The sequence below is a fragment of the Streptococcus sp. 10F2 genome, assembly GCF_054331515.2.
Map to the genome: position 1 here is coordinate 11,618 of NZ_JBTGGE020000021.1, position 19,315 is coordinate 30,932.

At 43.0% G+C, this 19,315-nt stretch carries 13 protein-coding genes and 1 pseudogene; 12 read left to right on the forward strand and 2 right to left on the reverse strand.

Annotated elements, in window-relative coordinates; all coding sequences use genetic code 11:
- Positions 1 to 56 precede the first annotated feature (56 nt).
- Both ACXM1Q_RS05170 and ACXM1Q_RS05175 read right to left on the reverse strand, forming a co-directional pair.
- Complete coding sequence (locus ACXM1Q_RS05170) at positions 57 to 800, reverse strand: amino acid ABC transporter ATP-binding protein (protein WP_458516790.1); 744 nt, start codon at positions 798 to 800, stop codon at positions 57 to 59.
- The gene (locus ACXM1Q_RS05175) at positions 797 to 2,983 is read right to left on the reverse strand and encodes an ABC transporter substrate-binding protein/permease (protein ID WP_458516792.1); all 2,187 of its coding nucleotides are present in this window, start codon (positions 2,981 to 2,983) and stop codon (positions 797 to 799) included. Before ACXM1Q_RS05175 ends, ACXM1Q_RS05170 begins: the two co-directional genes overlap by 4 nt.
- 146 nt (positions 2,984 to 3,129) lie before the next feature.
- On the opposite strand from ACXM1Q_RS05175, the gene uvrB reads away from it, so the two are divergent.
- The 12 genes and pseudogenes from uvrB to ACXM1Q_RS05235 form a co-directional block, all read left to right on the forward strand.
- The gene (gene uvrB, locus ACXM1Q_RS05180) at positions 3,130 to 5,118 is read left to right on the forward strand and encodes an excinuclease ABC subunit UvrB (RefSeq protein WP_458516794.1); all 1,989 of its coding nucleotides are present in this window, start codon (positions 3,130 to 3,132) and stop codon (positions 5,116 to 5,118) included.
- Between the two features lie 102 nt (positions 5,119 to 5,220).
- Positions 5,221 to 6,873 (forward strand): DNA polymerase III subunit gamma/tau, encoded by a 1,653-nt coding sequence (gene dnaX / locus ACXM1Q_RS05185; protein ID WP_458516796.1) that lies wholly within the window; start codon positions 5,221 to 5,223, stop codon positions 6,871 to 6,873.
- A gap of 108 nt (positions 6,874 to 6,981) precedes the next feature.
- A complete protein-coding gene (locus ACXM1Q_RS05190) occupies positions 6,982 to 10,086 on the forward strand; it encodes a DNA polymerase III subunit alpha (RefSeq protein ID WP_458516798.1) in 3,105 nt (1,034 codons plus the stop codon).
- A gap of 64 nt (positions 10,087 to 10,150) precedes the next feature.
- Positions 10,151 to 11,173 (forward strand): 6-phosphofructokinase, encoded by a 1,023-nt coding sequence (gene pfkA, locus ACXM1Q_RS05195; RefSeq protein ID WP_458516800.1) that lies wholly within the window; start codon positions 10,151 to 10,153, stop codon positions 11,171 to 11,173.
- A gap of 39 nt (positions 11,174 to 11,212) precedes the next feature.
- Positions 11,213 to 12,715 carry a pyruvate kinase gene (gene pyk / locus ACXM1Q_RS05200; RefSeq protein ID WP_458516802.1) on the forward strand — a complete coding sequence of 501 codons (1,503 nt, stop codon included), beginning with the start codon at positions 11,213 to 11,215 and terminating at the stop codon, positions 12,713 to 12,715.
- Positions 12,716 to 12,995: 280 nt separating this feature from the next.
- Positions 12,996 to 13,316 (forward strand): putative heavy metal-binding protein, encoded by a 321-nt coding sequence (locus ACXM1Q_RS05205; protein ID WP_458516804.1) that lies wholly within the window; start codon positions 12,996 to 12,998, stop codon positions 13,314 to 13,316.
- A gap of 336 nt (positions 13,317 to 13,652) precedes the next feature.
- Complete coding sequence (locus ACXM1Q_RS05210) at positions 13,653 to 16,136, forward strand: bifunctional 2',3'-cyclic-nucleotide 2'-phosphodiesterase/3'-nucleotidase (RefSeq protein ID WP_458516806.1); 2,484 nt, start codon at positions 13,653 to 13,655, stop codon at positions 16,134 to 16,136.
- Positions 16,137 to 16,284: 148 nt separating this feature from the next.
- Entirely contained in the window at positions 16,285 to 16,845 is a 561-nt protein-coding gene (gene lepB / locus ACXM1Q_RS05215; protein ID WP_458516808.1) for a signal peptidase I, read from the forward strand.
- A gap of 3 nt (positions 16,846 to 16,848) precedes the next feature.
- Positions 16,849 to 17,490 (forward strand): amino acid ABC transporter permease, encoded by a 642-nt coding sequence (locus tag ACXM1Q_RS05220; protein WP_458516810.1) that lies wholly within the window; start codon positions 16,849 to 16,851, stop codon positions 17,488 to 17,490.
- A gap of 9 nt (positions 17,491 to 17,499) precedes the next feature.
- Positions 17,500 to 18,129, forward strand: a complete 630-nt coding sequence (locus ACXM1Q_RS05225; RefSeq protein WP_458516812.1) for an amino acid ABC transporter ATP-binding protein — start codon at positions 17,500 to 17,502, stop codon at positions 18,127 to 18,129.
- An 11-nt stretch (positions 18,130 to 18,140) separates the two neighbouring features.
- Positions 18,141 to 18,980 carry an amino acid ABC transporter substrate-binding protein gene (locus ACXM1Q_RS05230; protein ID WP_458516814.1) on the forward strand — a complete coding sequence of 280 codons (840 nt, stop codon included), beginning with the start codon at positions 18,141 to 18,143 and terminating at the stop codon, positions 18,978 to 18,980.
- A gap of 125 nt (positions 18,981 to 19,105) precedes the next feature.
- A pseudogene (locus ACXM1Q_RS05235) lies at positions 19,106 to 19,315 on the forward strand (IS4 family transposase); the annotation flags it as partial.

The window sequence follows — 19,315 nt, forward strand, 5'->3', positions numbered from 1 at the left end:
GAAACCCCCATGGAATTCGTGATTCCATGGGGGTTTGGCTATTAAGTTTGATTCTTTTAAACGTTCAAGACTTTATCAAGGAAGTCTTTCAAACGTGGGTGTTGTGGGTTATCAAAGATTTCGTCTGGTCGTCCATCTTCGAGGAATTCACCGTCTGCGGTGAAGATCACTCGATTGGCTACTTGGCGGGCAAATCCCATTTCGTGGGTAACAATAATCATAGTCATTCCCTGTTCTGCCAAGTCTTTCATAACATTCAATACATCTCCAACCATCTCAGGGTCGAGGGCAGAAGTTGGTTCGTCAAAGAGCATGATTTCAGGTTTCATAGCCAAACCACGCGCAATGGCTACCCGCTGTTTCTGACCTCCGGAAAGGCTATCTGGCATAGCATCGGCTTTTTCAGCTAGACCAACTTTTTCCAAAAGTTCCATTCCTAAGCTTTTGGCTTCTTCAAGAGACATACGACTGTGCTCAACTGGCGCAAAGGTGATATTCTCAAGAACTGTCATGTGGGGGAAGAGATTGAAGTGTTGGAATACCATTCCGATATCTTCTCGAACTTTATCCACATCTGTAGTTGGGAGGGTAAGATCTTCACCGTTGACGGTGATATGTCCACTTGTTGCTTCCTCCAGCAAGTTTAAGCTGCGGAGGAAGGTAGACTTACCGGAACCAGAAGGACCGATGATGCAGACTACATCTCCTTCATAGAATTGAGTGGTGATGCCTTTTAAAACTTCATTTTTCCCATAGTACTTGTGAAGGTCATTTACATCAATTTTCAATTGTTTACTCATTTACTGGTCCTCTTTTCTAGATGTTTCGCTAGGCGAGTGAGAGAAGTAATCAAGATGAGGTAAATCACGGCTAGAATTGCATACATGCGGAAGCTTTGGTAGTTCCGTGCAATGATAATTTTACCTGTTTGGAAGAGTTCGACCAAACCAATTGCGGATACGATGGTTGTATCTTTTAAGGCAATTACAAACTGGTTGATGAAGTTTGGAAGCATGATCTTAGCAGCTTGAGGGAGGATAATCTTCCGCATAGTCTTGCTATAAGAGATACCCAAACTGCGGCTGGCTTCCATCTGCCCGGCGGGAACGGCTTGGATACCACCCCGTACAATCTCGGCGATATAAGCACCAGAGTTTAGAGACAAGGCAATCACACCTGCTACAAAATCATTGATTGGTGATTGTTGACCCGTCATGCTTTCAATCAAGTTAGGAATACCCCAGAAAATAAATGCTGCAAGAATCATCAACGGGATTCCACGAATCACATCTACGAAAATGGAGGCCGCAGTTCGTAATGCAGGAACTGGACTCACGCTAAACATTCCGAAGATAATTCCGATCACCATAGCAATGGCAAAGGAAATCAAGGTTAGGGAAATGGTAATCCAAAGACCATTTAGCAATTGCTTGTAGTTGTTTTGGAGTAGTCCCCAAATCGTTGTTTCATCAACTGTTGAAGATTGGTTACTGTTTGCAGTTGATTCACCCAAGTATTTATCGAGGAGTTTTTCATAGTCCCCATTCGCTTTTAGATTGGCTAAGCCATTGTTGAACATTTCGATCAATTCAGGGTTGGTGCCCTTTTTAACGGCGAAGCCGTATTCTCCAACTGGAATTCCAGCAATTGGAGTAGCTAAGTTTTGCCCTTGGTTAATGGCGTATTTGATAATTGGTTCATCATCCATAATGGCATCCACAGAACCAGCATTCAAACTATCATACATAGAAGCGGCTTCTGAGAAGACCTTAATGTCATATCCGTATTTATCCTTGTTTTCAGTTAGGAAGTCGTGAGAAGCAGTACCATTTTTCACTCCAACGGTTTTACCGTTAAGGTCTTCGTAGGAAGCAATATCACTATTTTTCTTAACACCGATAATGGCATTCGCAATATAGTATGGTTCAGAGAAGTCAAAAGTCTTCTTACGTTCATCCGTAATGGACATTCCAGCTTCGATTCCGTCTGCTTGACCGGCTTGAACCGCATTAACCGCTGCGTCAAATCCTGGGTTAGTTACAGAAACGCTAAAGCCTTGGTCTTTAGCAATGGCTTGAATCAATTCCATGTCGATTCCAGTGTATTCATTGGAATCATTTTGGAAGACGAAAGGTGCGAAAGAAGAGTCACTGACAATCTTGTATTCGCTCTTGATTGGAGTTGCTGTTTGACCGGCTGGGGTAGAAGTTTCAGGGATATTGGCAGCTACTGAGTTGTTAGATGCTCCAGTCCAAGTATTGATGATTTGCTCAAGGCTACCATCTTCCTTCATCTCAGCGAGGGCTTCGTTAAACTCTTCTACCAAGTATTCTTGATCGCTTCCTTTCTTCACACCGAAAGCGAAACTTCCAACTGGCTCACCGTCCATCTTGATCTCAAGGTTTTGGCCTTGATCGATGGCATATTGAAGGACGGGTTTATCATCCATAATAGCATCGACAGCACCAGCTTGGAGGCTGTTATTCATTAAATCTCCGGTATCAAAAGTTTTGATTTCATAACCGTATTTGTCCTTATTATCTTCAAGGAATCGTTGGGCAGCAGTGCCGTTTTTTACTCCGACGGTTTTACCCTTGAGTTGGCTATAGTCTGAAATCCCATTTCCTTTAAGAGTTGCGATGACCACTTTGGTATCGTAGTAGGTGTCAGACATGGTGAAAACTTTTTTGCGTTCCTTTGTAGCGGTCATCCCTGCCATGATGGCGTCAGCTTGACCGGCTTGAACCGCATTAACAGCCGCATCGAATCCAGGATAGCTTTGTTCATAATTCCATCCTTTTTTCTCTGCGACTGCCTTGATGATGTCGACGTCGATTCCTTTATAAATTTGATCTGAATCTTTGAATTCAAATGGTGCATAAGCTGTATCCGATACAATTTTAATTGTATCAGCTGCCTGCACGCCGCTCGTTGCTAATAATGGAATGAAAAGCAACAAGAGACTTAGAAGTTTTTTCTTCATTTCGGCATCTCCTTTTCGAATATTTTCAAATTATACCAAAAAGGGCAGGAGTATGCAAATTGGCACTATTATATGTAAGAAAATCTAACATATCTAACTCAGGATTTCCTTGCCGAAAGATGGTAAAATAGGAAACGAGGTGTACTATGATTGAAAGAATCGAAAATAATCAATTTAAACTTGTATCTAAGTACCAACCGTCGGGGGATCAACCTCAGGCGATTGGGGAATTAGTCGAAAATATTGAAGGTGGGGAGAAGGCCCAAATTTTAATGGGAGCCACTGGTACGGGAAAAACGTATACAATGAGTCAGGTGATTGCCAAGGTGAATAAGCCGACCTTGGTAATTGCCCATAATAAAACCTTAGCAGGGCAATTGTATGGCGAGTTCAAAGAATTTTTCCCAGAAAATGCGGTTGAATACTTCGTCTCTTATTATGATTACTACCAGCCGGAAGCCTATGTTCCTTCCAGTGATACCTACATTGAGAAGGATAGCTCGGTGAATGATGAGATTGATAAATTACGTCATTCGGCTACCTCAGCCTTACTAGAACGCAATGATGTGATTGTAGTGGCATCTGTTTCCTGCATCTATGGTTTGGGTTCTCCGAAGGAGTATGCAGATAATGTTGTTAGTTTGCGACCAAGCCAGTTGATTTCAAGAGATCAATTATTGAATGATTTGGTGGATATTCAGTTTGAGCGGAATGACATTGATTTTCAACGGGGACGATTTAGGGTTCGGGGAGACATTGTTGAAGTTTTTCCAGCGAGTCGTGATGAGCATGCCTTTCGGGTTGAGTTTTTTGGCGATGAGATTGACCGGATTCGTGAAATTGAAGCCTTGACCGGTCAGGTTTTAGGAGAGGTAGATCATTTAGCTATTTATCCTGCGACTCACTTTGTGACCAATGATCAGGATTTGGAGATGGCGATTGCCAAGATTCAGGCAGAGTTAGAAGAGCAGCTAGCCCTATTTGAGAAGGAAGGTAAGCTTCTTGAAGCGCAGCGTTTGAAACAAAGAACGGATTATGATATCGAGATGTTGCGTGAGATGGGGTATACCAATGGGGTTGAGAATTATTCGCGTCATATGGATGGACGTTCTGAAGGTGAGCCACCATACACACTGTTAGATTTCTTTCCGGAAGACTTCTTGATTATGATTGATGAGTCCCATATGACTATGGGGCAGATTAAAGGAATGTATAATGGTGACCGTGCTCGGAAGGAAATGTTGGTCAATCATGGTTTTCGTCTGCCAAGCGCATTAGACAACCGTCCGCTTCGGCGTGAGGAGTTTGAACAACATGTTCATCAGATTGTCTATGTTTCGGCAACTCCGGGTGATTATGAAATGGATGAGACAGAAACGATTGTCGAGCAGATTATCCGACCAACAGGACTACTGGATCCAGAAGTTGAGGTCCGCCCAACCCATGGACAAATGGAGGATCTTTTAGGTGAAATCCACGAGCGAGTGGAGAAAAACGAGCGGGTTTTCATCACTACTCTGACCAAAAAAATGGCGGAAGACTTGACCGATTACTTGAAGGAGATGGGAGTCAAGGTCAAGTATATGCACTCGGATATTAAGACCCTAGAACGGACGGAGATTATCCGTGATCTACGCTTGGGAGTCTTTGATGTTCTTATCGGAATCAACCTATTGCGTGAGGGAATTGATGTTCCTGAGGTGAGTTTGGTGGCTATTTTGGATGCTGATAAAGAAGGGTTTCTCCGCAATGAGCGAGGTCTGATTCAGACCATCGGTCGAGCTGCCCGTAATAGCGAGGGACACGTAATCATGTATGCTGATACTGAGACGGAATCCATGAAAAAGGCTATGAAAGAAACAGCTCGTCGTCGCACGATCCAAATGGAATACAATGAAAAACACGGGATTGTTCCACAAACGATTAAGAAGGAGATTCGAGATCTCATTAGTGTGACCAAGGTTGTTTTACCGGAGCAAGAAGAGACACCAGATTTCGAAAGCATGAACAAAAAAGAACGCAAGGAAGCTCTCAAAAAATTGGAAGAACAGATGCAGGAAGCGGCTGGTATCCTCGATTTCGAGTTGGCAGCACAAATCCGCGATATGATTCTGGAAATCAAGGCTTTGGACTAGATTTTAATGGTATAATGGTGGTTCATATTTGCCTAAATCCGACAAGCCATAAAAGGCTGTTGGCTCAGTTCAAAGCTCAAGAAAAAGGAAAGGAAAAAGCCGGTGTACCAAGCCCTCTATCGTAAGTACCGAAGTCAAACATTTGAAGAAATGGTGGGGCAACCAGTCGTCTCCCAAAGTTTACGCCAAGCTGTCGCCACGGGAAAAATCAGTCATGCGTACCTATTTTCAGGCCCAAGGGGAACTGGTAAAACCTCTGCTGCTAAGATCTTTGCCAAGGCTATGAACTGTCCTAATCAGGTAGATGGGGAACCGTGCAATCAGTGTGACATCTGTCAAGCCATCACCTTAGGGAGTTTGGAAGATGTTATTGAAATTGATGCGGCTAGTAATAACGGGGTGGATGAAATCCGTGATATTCGGGATAAATCTACCTATGCTGCTAGTTTGGCTCAGTACAAAGTCTACATTATTGATGAGGTTCACATGCTCTCGACGGGTGCCTTTAATGCGCTCCTCAAGACCTTGGAAGAACCGAGTCCAGGCTTGGTCTTCATTCTTGCAACGACAGAATTGCATAAGATTCCAGCGACCATTCTTTCTCGGGTTCAGCGTTTTGAATTTAAGTCTATCAAAGAGCCGGATATCGTAGCCCATTTGGAATGGATTCTAGGGCAAGAGAGTATAACGGCGGAACAAGGTTCGTTGAGCCTGATTGCTCGTCGAGCTGAGGGCGGGATGCGGGATGCTCTGTCCTTATTAGATCAGGCTCTCAGCCTTTTGGATGATTCGACCTTAACCTTGGATGTTGTTGAGGAAATTACAGGTTCTGTTAGTCTTTTAGCCCTAGATTCCTATGTAGCAGCTCTACGCAGCCGGCATTTGGAAGATGCTATGGATTATTTGAACACAATTCTTGATAGTGGGAAACAGCCCGCTCGGTTCCTCGATGATCTGTTAGCCTATTTTCGTGATTTGCTCTTGAGTCAAGCAGGGTTAACTTTTACAGACCGTTCTAGTTTGTTCCAAGAAAATCAAGAGCTAGATCGTGCTCGTCTCTTAGATATGCTGGGAGTCTTAATTCAAGCCAACCAGACCCTGCGTCAACTGAGCCAAGCCCGTCTAGCCCTAGAAATGATTACGGTCCAATTATTGGAAGACGCTCCTAAGGAAGAAGGAGCCGATTCCCAAGTGGCTCGGCTCCAAGCAGAGCTTGTAGCCCTAAGAGAAGAAGTAGCCCAGCTTAAAAGGACTGGGATTAGTCAAGCTCAACCAGTAAAAACTCCTCAAGTCGCAACACGTTCAGAAACGAAGGTTAAAATTGACAAGAGCCGTTTCACGAAAATCTTAGAAGAAGCTGTTGAGAATCCAGTCTTGGCCCGTGCTAATCTGACGAAATTGCAAGAAGCTTGGGGAGAGATTATTAACAGTTTAGCAGGAGCGGATAAGGCGTTGTTGGAAGGTTCGCAACCTGTTGCGGCCAATGAACACCACGCCATTCTGGCTTTTGAATCTGCCTTCAATGCTGAACAGACCATGAAAAGGGACAATCTTAATGTGACTTTTGGGAATATCCTTAGTCAGGCCGCTGGTTTTTCTCCAGAGATTCTAGCGATTTCAATGGAAGATTGGCAACAACTCCGGCAGGATTTTGCAGCGAAGAACCGGCAACAAAAGCAAGAAGCCAAAGAAGAATCCTTGATTCCAGAACAATTCGCTTTTCTGGCCTCACAGCTTGTTATTAAAGATGATTAAGTCAAGATAGGCTGGAACGATGTTCCAGCCTATCCGAGTACTATATAGTAAAAAATTCAAGCCGCTAGGCTAGGGATTGATTTTTGAAGAGTATCCATGGAGGAGTGTATGATTCAGTTAAATACACGATCGGTTTATAGTTTTTTAGAAAGTAATCTAACCCTGAACTCCTACGTTCAGAGAGCTAGGGATTTGGGCTACCAAAGTCTTGGTTTGATGGATCAGGATAATCTTTATGGGGCCTATGCCTTTTTAGAAATAGCTGAAAAAGCGGGTATTCAAGCCTTACTGGGGATGAGTTTGAGTACACGTGTCGGCGAGCAAATGATTGAGTTACAACTATTGGCTCGGTCCACAAAAGGTTATCAAAACCTGTTAAAACTGGCCACTCAACGGAATTTAGGGAAAGTAGCTTGGGAAGAACTGTTGGAATACACCCAGGATCTTGCTGTTATTCGTCCCTATCAGCCAGGACAGGAAGAGTTAGATTTAGGTATTCCTTATTTTCTAGGTCTAGGCTTGGATAGTCCTCATCCTGAAAGTGACCTCCCCTTGCTTCCTTTTCCTACGGTTCGTTATTTGGAGTCTCAGGATTTGGAAGTTTTACAGGTCATGGAGGCTATCAAAGCCAATCAATCGCTGATTGAAACTCCTGTTCGTTACCGAGGACAAGGATTGCTCCCTGCCCAGGAAGTAAAAGAAGCTTATCAGACTCGTTTTCCAGGTGCTTGGGAGAATTTAGAAAAATTGGTGGATGGTATCCATTATGATTTGGATCGGAGTCTCAAACTACCACGATTTAATCCACAAAGACCGGCTGTGGAGGAATTACGAGAACGGGCTAGAGCGGGTTTGGAGGCCAAGGGGGTGCTAGGGACAGAATACCTGCAACGTTTGGATGAGGAGCTCGCCGTTATCCATGAGATGGGCTTTGATGATTATTTCTTGATTGTCTGGGATTTGTTAGCTTTTGGCCGACGACAAGGTTATTACATGGGTATGGGACGTGGTTCAGCCGTTGGAAGTTTGGTTGCCTATGCCTTGGATATTACAGGGATTGATCCTGTCGCTAAGAACTTGATTTTTGAACGCTTTTTGAATCGAGAACGTTTTAGCATGCCAGATATTGATATTGATATTCCGGATATTCATCGCCCAGATTTCCTCCGTTATGTTCGCGATCGTTATGGAAGTATGCATGCTGCGCAGATTGTAACCTTTTCTACCTTTGGTGCCAAGCAGGCCTTGCGTGATGTTTTGAAACGGATTGGTTTACCGGAGTTTGAAATTTCAGGTCTAACCAAGCAGATTCGCTTTGGGGAGCACTTGCGTCAAGTCGCAGAACGGAGCTTGTCTTTTCGCAGACAATTTCAGGAACGCCCAGAGTTGGGACGGGCTTTGCAACTAGCTATGCGTTTAGAGGGTTTACCCCGGCAGACCTCAGTTCATGCGGCTGGTGTGGTGATGAGTGATGCGGATTTGACAGACTTTATCCCTCTGAAATATGCGGAGGATATCTATATTACTCAGTATGACGCCGCAGCAATTGAAGATAACGGCTTGCTTAAGATGGATTTCTTGGGCTTGCGGAACCTCACCTATGTGGAGCGGATGCGGGACTTACTTCTCAAGGAAGAGGGGATTGTCTTAGAGCCAGCTCGAATTCCGCTAGAAGATCCAGCTACTCTGGCGTTATTTGCTGCAGGTCGAACCAAGGGAATTTTTCAATTTGAACAACCAGGAGCTATTCATCTTCTACGTCGGGTCCAGCCCCAATCTTTTGAAGAGGTGGTGGCAACCACCAGTTTGAACCGACCGGGAGCTAGTGATTATATTGATAATTTTGTTGCGAGAAAACATGGTCGGGAGGCAGTGGCTTCAGTAGATCCAGCGGTGGCGGATATCTTGGCTCCCACTTATGGTATTATGCTGTACCAAGAGCAGGTTATGCAGGTGGCTCAACGCTTTGCTGGCTTCAGTCTAGGAAAAGCCGATTTGTTACGGAGGGCTATGGGTAAAAAGAGACCGGAAGAGATGCATGCTATGGAAGCAGACTTTGTTGAAGGAGCTTTGCAGCAAGGCTATGACCAGGAACGGGCGAAAGCTCTTTTTGCAATCATGGAGAAGTTTGCAGGTTATGGTTTTAACCGGAGTCATGCCTATGCTTATTCTGCCTTGGCTTTTCAGTTGGCTTATTTTAAAACGCACTATCCCCATATATTTTTTCAAGTTCTGTTAAGTTCCGGCAATCAAGCATACCTAGAGGATGCTCTAGATGCAGGTTTCCAGATGCAGTCTTTAACCATTAATAGTGTCTCACGTAAAGATCGGTTCCAGAATGGTGCTATCTATTTAGGCCTGAATCGTATCAAGGGACTTCCCAGAGATTTTCAGAATTGGATTTTGGAGCAGCAGCCTTTTGCAGATTTGGAGGATTTTTTCCTTCGTCTGCCTTTGAATTATCAGAAAGTTGAATTTCTGAAACCTCTCATTCAGATTGGACTCTTCGATCAGATGGCTCCTAACAGGGCTACGTTGTTAACCAATCTGGATCGCCTTCTTTTCTTCTATCAAGAGTTGGGGAGCCTTTTTGCGGATTCTAGTTATTCTTGGGAAGAAGTGGCTGATTTTTCTTCTTTGGAAAAATACCGAATGGAAGTAGAACTTCTAGGTGTAGGTCTGAGCCCTCATCCCCTAAAGGACTATCTTCAGGAAGCGGGGGACAGGGTTGATCGCATTGCTGATTTACAAGTGGGGCGTAATGTGGAACTCTTAGTTGAGCTTCTGAATATGAGGGTCATTCGCACTAAGAAGGGCGAGCAAATGTCCTTTATTCAAGTCACAGATACTCGTCATAAAATAGAAGTGATTGTATTTCCAGAAGCTTTCCGAAAATTTAAGGATTTTTTACAAGAAGGACATTTATTGAGGATTCGCGGGAAAGTTCAGGACAAGGATGGACGGAAGCAAATTCTGTTAAATCATGCGGAACTGTTGACAAAGGAACAATGTTGGATTTTGCTTCAAAACCATCAGTTAGATCAAGAAGTTGCGCGGATTTTAAAGGCACATCCCGGACCTATTCCAGTTATTTTACGCTATCAAGAAGGAAAGGAAACCTTACAATTAGAAGGAGGCGTTTCCAAATCTGAACAACTGGTGAATGCTTTGGGACCCTATGCTCTGAAAACGGTTTTTCTTGAAAAACGCTAGAATTTTAAAATCCCCTATGCTATAATGCTTAGGAATGTAATATAAGAGAAGGAGCTCAAGCAGAATGAAACGTATTGCTGTTTTGACCAGTGGTGGTGACGCCCCTGGAATGAATGCTGCTATTCGTGCAGTTGTTCGTCAAGCAATCTCTGAAGGAATGGAAGTTTACGGGATCCAAGAAGGTTATGCTGGAATGGTTGCTGGTAAATTTATCGAATTGGATGCAGCTTCTGTAGGAAACATTGTTGGTCGTGGTGGTACCTTCCTAGGATCAGCTCGTTACCCAGAATTTGCTCAACTGGAAGGGCAGCTTAAAGGAATTGAGCAATTGAAAGCTCATGGAATTGAAGGAGTTGTCGTAATCGGTGGTGACGGTTCTTATCATGGCGCGATGCGTCTTACAGAGCACGGTTTCCCAGCTGTTGGTGTCCCTGGAACGATTGACAACGATATCGTAGGAACTGATTTTACAATTGGTTTTGATACAGCTGTAACAACAGCTATGGATGCTATCGATAAGATCCGGGATACTTCAGCAAGTCACCGTCGTACCTTTGTTATTGAGGTAATGGGACGCAATGCAGGAGATATTGCACTTTGGGCTGGGATTGCCTCTGGTGCAGATAGCATTATTGTTCCAGAAGAAGAATTTGATATGGATGCGATTGCTGCTACAATCAAAGAAAGCTATGAAAGTGGTAAGAAACACAACATCATCATTCTTGCGGAAGGCGTAATGTCAGCTGATGAATTTGGTGCAAAATTGCGTGAATCAGCTGATGAGAAAGACCTACGTGATCTTCGTGTGACGGAATTGGGACATATCCAACGTGGTGGTGCTCCAACTGCGCGTGACCGTGTCTTAGCTTCTCGTATGGGAGCACATGCGGTTAAGCTTCTTAAAGAAGGTCGTGGTGGACTTGCAGTTGGTATTCGCAACGAACAAATGGTTGAAAGTCCAATTCTTGGAACTGCAGAAGAAGGTGCTCTCTTCAGTCTTGCTGCAGATGGTAAAATCATTGTTAACAATCCACACAAAGCTGACCTTGAGTTGGCAGACTTGAACCGTCATTTGGCGACTTTCTAAGATATAGCTTTATAAAATAAAAAGGAGTTCACAAATAAAATGAACAAACGTGTTAAAATTGTTGCAACCTTAGGACCAGCGGTTGAAATCCGTGGTGGCAAACGCTTTGGTGAAGATGGCTATTGGGGTGAAAAACTTGACGTTGAAGCATCTGCACAAAATATTGCGAAGTTGATTGAAGCTGGAGCGAATACATTCCGTTTCAACTTCTCACACGGTGACCACCAAGAGCAAGGTGAGCGTATGGCAACTGTTAAACGTGCCGAAGAAATCGCTGGCCAACGTGTTGGTTTCCTTTTAGATACAAAAGGTCCTGAAATCCGTACTGAATTGTTCGAAGGCGATGCAAAAGAATATTCATACGTAACAGGTGAAAAAATCCGTGTTGCAACAAAACAAGGAATTCAATCTACTCGTGACGTGATCGCTTTGAACGTTGCTGGTGGTTTGGATATCTACGATGACGTTGAAGTTGGACGCCAAGTCTTGGTTGATGATGGTAAATTGGGTCTTCGCGTTGTTGGAAAAGATGATGCAACTCGTGAATTCGAAGTTGAAGTTGAAAACGATGGCATCATCGCTAAACAAAAAGGTGTCAACATCCCTAACACGAAAATTCCTTTCCCTGCTTTAGCAGATCGTGATAACGCAGATATTCGTTTTGGTCTTGAACAAGGAATTAACTTTATCGCTATTTCTTTCGTTCGTACTGCTAAAGATGTGAACGAAGTTCGTGCAATCTGTGAAGAAACTGGCAACAACCATGTGAAGTTGTTTGCTAAAATTGAAAACCAACAAGGTATTGATAACCTTGATGAAATTATCGAAGCAGCAGATGGTATCATGATTGCTCGTGGTGATATGGGGATTGAAGTACCATTCGAAATGGTTCCAGTTTACCAAAAAATGATTATCACAAAAGTAAATGCTGCTGGTAAAGTGGTTATTACTGCGACAAACATGTTGGAAACTATGACTGAAAAACCACGTGCGACTCGTTCAGAAGTATCTGACGTCTTTAACGCGGTTATCGATGGAACAGACGCAACAATGCTTTCTGGTGAGTCTGCTAACGGTAAATACCCACTTGAGTCTGTGACTGCGATGGCTACAATTGATAAGAATGCACAAACTCTTTTGAATGAGTATGGTCGTCTATCAACAGCTAACTTCAGCCGTACTTCTAAAACAGAAGTTGTTGCTTCTGCTGTTAAAGATGCAACCAACTCAATGGATATTAAATTGGTTGTTGCCCTTACTGAATCAGGAAACACAGCTCGTTTGATTTCTAAATACCGTCCAGATGCAGATATCTTGGCTGTAACTTTTGATGAGTTGACACAACGTTCCTTGACTTTGAACTGGGGTGTTATCCCAGTCGTAACTGACAAACCTGGATCTACAGACGATATGTTTGAAGTTGCAGAATCAGTTGCTCTTTCATCAGGTCTTGTTGAATCAGGTGATAATATCATTATCGTTGCAGGTGTTCCAGTAGGAACTGGTGGAACGAACACTATGCGTATCCGCACTGTACGTTAATCTGACTAAAAACCTTTAGGAGCAGTTCTCCTAAAGGTTTTTGTCTTGGCTAGGAGCAACTAAGGATTTGCTAGTAAGTTGTGTGGAAAATTCCACGCAGCTTTTTTGCTTTTCTTCCTATTTTATAGCGAGAAAAATAAGGGGTAAGGACTTTGGGACTGCCTCTTTCTATATTTGAAGTTTTCCCTTAGTTGGGAGAGGACTTTTTCCTATCTTTTTTGGTAAACTATAATGGAAACTCCTTCTAAAGGGGAAATTGGTTAAGAAAAAGGAGAATGCTATGATCGTTACAACAACTCATGCTGTCGAGGGGAAGACTGTGCAGGAATACAAGGGGATTGTTTTTGGTGAAGTGATTACCGGTGTCAATATGTTTAAAGATATCGGTGCGGGCTTACGAAATGTCTTCGGTGGTCGCTCCAAGGGCTATGAAGATGAACTTAAAGTTGCACGGGAAGAAGCGATTGAAGAGATGAAAGAACGGGCAGCCAAACTTGGTGCCAATGCTATTGTCGGAATGAAGATGGATTATGAAATCTTGGGTGCTGATAATGGTATGATGATGGTGACTTGCTCTGGAACAGCCGTCGTGATTCAGTAATAGAAGGATAATAGGAGAATAGGCTCCTCCTTTAGTGGACGGGTGACTGGTAAAGAGGTCATGGGAAACTAAAGGAGGAGTTTTGTGCTAGTTAGGATTGACAGTCTGTGGGGAACTCTCCGTGATCTAGAGGCGGATTATTTCCTCTAAGGCTTGTTCATAGTTTGCAGAGAGTGGACGTGTTCCTTGTTGCGATTAGGGATTTTACTTATCCTTAAACAAGAAACTTTTTTTCATATTATGAGACAAACGTTCGGAAGAAAGCGGAAACTTTCTTGAATTTCTTGTATAAATTGTTTATAATGTTCAAGAATCGAACAGTTTTAGGAGGTTATCATGGTTCATTCATATTTGAAAAAGTCTGCTCTAGTTTTGAGTTTGGCAGCAGCTGTTGCAGCAGCGGAAGAGGTTAAGGCAGATCAGGTGACGCCGACTCAAGGGCAAGAAGTTACAGTTCCTGTAGCATCTCAGTCAGAGCCTTTAGTGAGTTCAGAATCGGTTGCTCAAGCTGGTGCAGAATCGGTTGAAGGTAAGAATAGTGGGGAATTTCTGGTAGAAGAAAGCATGCCAGAAGTAACAGTCTTATCCAATCCTATAAAGGAAGAACCTGTGAAACCACCTGTAGAAGGTCAACGCGTGGATATGCGGATTCTAGCTACCACTGACCTCCATACGAATTTGGTTAACTATGATTATTATCAAGATATGCAAGTTGAGACTCTTGGCTTGGCAAAAACAGCGGTCTTGATGGAAGAAGCCATCGCGGAAAATTCTAACGTTGTTATCGTTGATAGTGGAGATACCATTCAAGGAACGCCGCTCGGAACTTATAAGGCTATTGTTGATCCCGTTAAAGAAGGGGAAGAGCATCCGATGTTTGCGGCTTTTAAAGAGTTGAACTATGATGGAGCCGCTTTGGGGAATCATGAATTTAACTATGGTTTAGACTACTTACGTCGGATTGTAGCTTCTTCAAAAGTTCCACTGTTGAATGCCAATGTTTTGGATGCTCAGACAAAGGATCACCTCTTCACCCCTTATGTCATTGTTCCTAAGACTTTTAAAGATTCTGAAGGTCAATTGGTGACAGTTCATGTGGGTCTCACAGGGATTGTACCTCCTCAGATTATGAACTGGGATCGTGGTCACCTAGAAGGAAAAGTGATCGCTCTGGATGCAGTTCAGGCCGTAACTGATTTGGTTCCAGAAATGCGGAAGGCTGGAGCAGATGTCGTTGTGGTATTGTCACACTCCGGTATTGGGGACGATACTTATCTAGTTGGTGAAGAAAATATAGGATACCAGCTTGCCGGTATTCCAGGAGTTGATGCCGTTGCGACCGGTCATTCCCATGCTAATTTCCCATCAGGAACTGGAACAGGATTCTATTCAAAAATCAAAGGTGTGGATGATACCAATGGTAAAATTAATGGGATTCCAGTAACCATGGCGGGTAAGTACGGGGATCACTTGGGAATTATGGATTTGAAACTTCACTATACCAATGGTGCTTGGCAAGTTGAAGAATCAGGTTCGGTACTTCGGAAAATTGACACCAAATCTAGCAAGGCAGATGAACGAGTTTTGAATTTAGCTAAAGACGTACACGAAGCTACGATTCGTTATGTTCGTCAAGAAGTTGGACAGACTCCAAGTCCAATTCATTCTTATTTCTCTCTTGTTCAAGATGATCCATCAGTTCAAATTGTGAATCAGGCGCAACTCTGGTATGCCAAACAAGTTCTTGCGGGAACAGAAGAGGCTAACCTTCCCTTGCTTTCTGCAGCAGCACCTTTCAAGGCTGGAGCACGCAATGATCCTAACTCCTATACCGATATTAAGGCAGGGCCTTTAGCGATTAAAAATGTAGCGGATCTATATGTCTATGATAATGTTGTTGCCTTGCTTAAAATTAACGGTGCGCAATTAAAAGAGTGGTTGGAAATGTCCGCGGGGCAATTTAATCAAATTGATCCTGCTAAGAAAGAACCGCAAAATATTATTAATACCTCCTTTAGAACCTATAACTTCGATGTGATTGATGGAGTTACTTATGAGTTGGATATTACCCAACCGAATAAATATTCTGTCGGTGCAGAATTAGTAAATCCAACTGCTAGCCGGGTTCGGAACCTTCGCTATCAAGGAAAAGAAGTAACGGATGACCAGGTCTTTATGGTTGTTACCAATAACTATCGAGCAAGCGGTCCCTTCCCAGGAGTTAAGGATGCCCAAGAAAGCCGTTTATTGAACTTGCAAAACCGTCAAGCTTTGATTGATTACATTGTAGCGGAAAAAACCATTGATGCTCGTCCAAATCATAACTGGACCTTTGCGGATACGATTAAAGACTTGGATCTTCGTTTCTTGACTTCTTTGAAGGCTCAAGAGCATTTGACTGCTAATCCGGCCGTTTCTTTTGTGGGAATTTCAGATACAGTAGATGGTTTTGGTGAATTCCGTTATCACTATGCCCCAGTTGTAGCTCCAGGGGAGCCTGTTCAACCGGAGCAACCAACAAATCCGGATCTTCCTAGCCAACCAACTGGACCTGTTAGCCCTAATCAGTCTGAAAAACCTGTTCAACCACTAACTCCGATGAAACCGAATAAGGTTCAGGAAGTCCAAGAACCTCAAGTTCTTGGAACCCCTTCAAATCGGCTTGTTCAGGAGCCAGCTCCACGCTTGCTTGGAACTCGCTTCAACTCTTCTGAAGGTACATTGCCAAATACTGGAACAAAAGATTCCCTTTGGATGAGTCTAGGACTTGCTCTCCTTACCTTGTTGCCAGCAGGATTAGGGAAACGCAAACAAAAATAAGGGAAATACGAGGTAATAAGGGATAAAAGTTCGTTAATCCCGAATAACTGGCTCCATATTTTCTGAAAGAAGAGGAGGTTTCTGAAAGAACCTCCTTTTTTTCTAGCGTTTTTCATGATATAATAGGCGGGAATATAAAGGAGGAAGTATGGTCAGAAGAGATTTATTTCGAAATATTTTCATTGTTTTTTTATTGGCAATGATTTTTGTACTCCTTCGTCTATTTTGGTTTACTCCCCATCATGTACGTGAAAAGGATGTTCAAGAGGGCTTGGAGACAGCCGACTATGTTTTGGCTTTTCATCAGAATGAAATTCCGAATGAAAGTCTTGTATTATATGAAGTTGACAAGAAGGACTATGTAGGACGGGTCATTGCGCAAGATGGAGAAAGAGCCGTGTATATGGATGACGTGCTTTATTTGGACCATCAAATCAAAGATGAACCTTATATTCGTAGTATGAGAAACACCTATCAGGGAAAGACGAGTAATACGGGAAACTTCTTCACAGAAGATTTTACAATTGAATCTCTGACCCAGTCTAATCAAGATGTAGTTGGGAAAAAGGAGTTTCTAATTTTAAATGATAATCGCTTAAATCATGATGATAGTCGTAATTTTGGTCTTATTTCAAAAGATCAGATTAAGGGTGTCATTACTTTTCGTTTGACCCCCTTGGGGCGTTTTGGTTTTATAGATGTGGAGTAAGAGATGGCTTACGTTTTAGAAATTTTACCGAGTTTGTTGCAGGGGGCAACGGTCACCCTGCAAGTTTTTAGTTTTGTATTGATTTTATCGATTCCTTTAGGGATTTTAGTAGCCTTTATTATGCAAATTGATTCGAAACCGTTGCGTTGGTTACTATCGATTTATATTTGGGTGATGCGCGGAACCCCGTTGTTACTGCAGTTGATTTTTATCTATTATATTTTACCAAGTATTGGCATTCGGATTGATCGGATGCCGGCTGCGATTATTGCCTTTACGCTAAATTATGCAGCCTACTTTGCGGAGATTTTCCGAGGTGGAATTGATTCCATTCCTCAAGGTCAATATGAGGCAGCTAAGGTGCTTAAGTTTAGCCCTTTCCAGACGATTCAGTACATTATTCTTCCGCAAGTTACGAAGATTGTTTTACCAAGTGTCTTTAATGAAATTATGGCCTTGGTCAAGGATACCTCCTTGGTATATGCCCTGGGCGTTACGGATCTTATCTTGGTCAGTCGCACCGCAGCTAATCGCGATGCCAGCTTGGCTCCCATGTTCGTTGCAGGAGCTATTTACCTCATTATGATTGGGGTGGTGACCCTTGTTTCTCGAAAAGTTGAACAAAAATATGCCTATGATCGCTAAGGAGACTGCATGCTAGAATTAAAAAATATTAATAAACGCTTTGGGGAACGGCAAATCCTCAGAGATTTTAACTTAAATGTACCTGAGAAGAAAATCCTAGCCATCGTGGGGCAGTCAGGGGGAGGGAAAACCACTCTCTTGCGGATGTTGGCAGGACTAGAAACCATTGATAGTGGACAGGTTCTCTACAATGGAAAGGAAATCTCAGCTAGTGAGTTAGCGAGTATGAATCTCTTGGGATTTGTTTTCCAAGATTTTCAGTTATTTCCACATATGACCGTCCTGACTAACTTGACCCTATCCCCAGTTAAAACGATGGATATGGATCCTACTCAGGCCGAGCAAAAAGCTCTGCAACTGCTGGAGCGACTTGGTTTGGAAGAACACGCCGACCACTATCCACACGCTCTCTCTGGTGGGCAAAAGCAACGGGTAGCTTTGGCGCGTGCCATGATGATTGAACCAGAAATTATTGGCTACGATGAACCAACCAGTGCCCTAGATCCAGGACTCCGTCTGGAAGTCGAAAAACTGTTAATCCAAAACAGAGAAATGGGGATGACTCAGATTGTCGTTACTCACGATATGCAATTTGCTCAGAATATCGCTGACGAAATTCTCGAAGTCATTCCCCAATAGGAGGGCTCTACATGAAACGGATTATCGGATTTCTGATTTTACTTCCCTTACTGGTTTTGACAGCCTGCAGCAGTCGGGTGACGGATCCCACAATAGATGCCTGGGAAACGTACCAAGAACGAGGAGAGTTGACCATCGGATTTGACAACACCTTCGTACCTATGGGCTTCCAAGAAAAAAATGGTGAGAATGTCGGTTTTGACATTGACCTGGCCAACCGTATATTTGAAAATCAAGGCCTTAAAGTCAATTGGCAGCCAATTGATTGGGACATGAAAGAAACCGAACTTAATAACGGAACCATTGATCTCATCTGGAATGGTTATACGCAAACAGAGGAACGAGCAGAAAAAGTAAATTTTAGCCTTCCCTACATGGCCAACGAACAAGTCTTGGTTACCAAAAAATCATCCGGTATCCAGACAACTGCAGCCATGAAGGACAAAGTCCTCGGAGCTCAGGCAGGATCTTCTGGTTACCTCAAATTTGAAGAATTTCCAGACCTGCTCAAGCAGTATGTCAAAAACAACCGAGCAACTCAATATCAGAGCTTCAACGAAGCTCTCATCGACTTGGAGAACGACCGTATCGACGGCCTCCTTATCGACCGCGTTTACGCCAACTACTACCTAACCCAAAAAGGAGTCCTCGAAGACTACAACGTCTTCCCAGTTGGCTTCCCAGAAGAAGCCTTCGCAGTTGGCATTCGCAAAACCGATAAGAGCCTCCAAGAACATCTCAACCAAGGAATGGTCCAACTTTATCAAACTGGCCAATTCCAAGAAATATCTAATAAATGGTTTGGAGACGACGTCGCCAGCAAGCAGCTAAAAGAAGCCGCTAAGAAATAATCAATAAAAAATGACAGTGAGAGGGTGAAAACCCAATGTCATTAAGTTAAGGTTTTACTAGACGAAAGTCTGGTAAGCCTTTTCTTTTTATTTCTAAAAGGAGTAAACTAACAATAAAGGAGGTGGTGAATATGATTCTTAGTGTCATCAAATCTTTAGAAAAATGTGTTCATGATCTTTCATTAAATCTTGAATCCTATGTAAAGAATCCTGGTAAAGACTTTTCTCGTTCCCGTTTACTCACTTTCGATAAAATGATTTGGACATTTCTCCAAATGGGGGGAAAGAGTCTATCAAAAGAACTTCTGGACCTTGGACTTCCAGTTTCAAATTCA